This window comes from Burkholderia semiarida, from assembly GCF_029268935.1.
In the GTDB taxonomy this organism is placed as follows: domain Bacteria; phylum Pseudomonadota; class Gammaproteobacteria; order Burkholderiales; family Burkholderiaceae; genus Burkholderia; species Burkholderia semiarida.
This window is the reverse complement of the sequence record NZ_JAHLCL010000024.1, coordinates 1-297: the sequence shown is the minus strand read 5'-3', so window position 1 is coordinate 297 and position 297 is coordinate 1. Positions and strand designations below refer to the sequence as shown.

The window sequence follows — 297 nt, the reverse complement described above, 5'->3', positions numbered from 1 at the left end:
CCGGATGCGCTCCAGTGTCGAGGCAGGCATGCTGTTCATGCGGTCCTCCCGGCTTCTGCGAGACGTCTTGCGACCTGGTCATAGAACGACAAGGGCCGGCGAGCCACGGTCGCAGCCACCGATGGCACGGGGTGCCGTGCCGGCTGCTTACGCTGGTTTGCACGCCGATGACCGGGCAACAGCGAGGTTCGTCGCCGGCCTTCCAGCACGGGATGCACCGCCAGCAGTTCACCGTCCTCGTAGATACGGATCTCGTGAGCCAGACTGTGGACGTCGAGCACGCGCTTGCGCGTACGA

1 pseudogene is annotated in these 297 nt (G+C 65.7%); it reads right to left on the bottom strand.

Annotation, left to right across the window (positions count from 1 at the left end):
• Positions 1-35: 35 nt before the first annotated feature.
• A pseudogene (locus KPB06_RS34450) lies at positions 36-297 on the bottom strand (IS21 family transposase); the annotation flags it as partial.